Here is a 1,544-nt window from a genome sequence, read left to right on the forward strand (position 1 = left end):
GTTTGTGGAAAATCTAAATCAAATTCAGCATATGTTTTGCCATTTTCAATAGTAATTTTAGGTTTTGCTTTATTATAAACAACATCATTAGCATTTGATTTATTTTTATATGCTAATACTAAATTATTTTTTTCTAATTGATCTTTAGTTAAATTTGTATCAAGTTCAAGTTTAATCTTATTTTGAACATGTTTATTTTCATCTAAATTAGATTCAACTATCTCTAGGTTTTTAACACTAATTTTATGGCTATAATCTTCTAATAAATCATTTGCATTTTCAAGAGTTTTATCATAAATAACATTAGATTGATTATGTCCAATAGTTTTATCTTTTAAATCATCAAAGGATTTTTCTGGATATTCTATTTTGCTAATACTATAGTTTTTATTTAAAGCAAATTTTTTATTTTTCTCAGTTGGATTAATTACAAGATATTTTTTACCATTGCTAAATTCATAATTAACTTCATCATCTTTAAAGATAATTGGTGTATTATTTTCATCAACAATAGTAATAATTGGTTTTTTAGAATTTGTATCAAGTAAATTTTTAGTATCGTTTAATTCAATTTTTAATTTAAGATCATTGAAATTATCATTATCAAAAACATTTAAAGGTTTTACAACAAAAATTCTATTTAAGTGTTTTGGTACAAATGTTGTTTTCTTAGTAGGATCTTCTTTATCAACTGCATTTGGAATATCAACTAATTTATAACCTTTATCTGCTTCATTAGCTCTTGGATTTGGAGAGGTATCAATACTTTTGCTTTTATTTTGATAAATATTTTTTAGATCTAATTCTGCATCTCTTGGTAAATCGTTTGCATCTAAAACAATTTGATTATCTTCAGTAACTTTTGCAGGAATTAAAATTTTAGTTGGATTTCCTTCTGAGTCTAAATTAGTTTTATCTTCAAGTTCAACAATTACACTCTCTCCTGGTTTTACAGTTGAAGGTAAATCATCAATAACAATATTATTATCTTTGTTATTTTTTGATAATTGTTCATTAATTTTAGGAATTTTATGTTCTAATTTTTGATCATCAGGAATATTTGCATTAGATATTAAAACTGCATCGTTATCATTTTTATCAATAACTTTATCAACTTTTTCCCCTGGTTTTAATTGATCTAAAGGTAATTTTCAAATTGGTTTAGTTGGATCGCTAGCGTGAACATTTGTTTCTTTAACAAGAGGAATTTCTCTAATTTCACCTGTTGCAGGATCGACAATAATAGCAGTTGGATTTTTATTAGCATTATCATTATCAGTTGCTTCTGATTGCTCTGTTGTTTTTGTGTTAGGAGAAAGATCGAAAATTAAATTTTGTTTTGGTTGATCTCCATCTTCATTAGATAAATTAACATTTTTAACTTTATCTGGAGCATTAGTTAAATCTAAAATAACATCGCTATTTGCTGGATTATTTTGATCAGGATTCTTAGGATTAGTTTCAACAAATTTTTCTAATTGTAAATCAAGTCCTCTGATTTTATCATCTTCAGCATAAAAATTACCATCATGATCGGTTTTTCC

General features: G+C 24.9%; 1 protein-coding gene. It reads right to left on the reverse strand.

The genetic code is table 4. The features are described 5' to 3' along the window. Positions 1-1,544, reverse strand: a 1,544-nt coding sequence (locus T403_RS04555; RefSeq protein ID WP_033161517.1) for a hypothetical protein, incomplete at both ends; no start/stop codon positions are given.

It is taken from the genome of Mycoplasma collis ATCC 35278 (genome assembly GCF_000701825.1).
Taxonomy (GTDB): domain Bacteria; phylum Bacillota_I; class Bacilli_A; order Mycoplasmatales; family Metamycoplasmataceae; genus Mesomycoplasma_A; species Mesomycoplasma_A collis.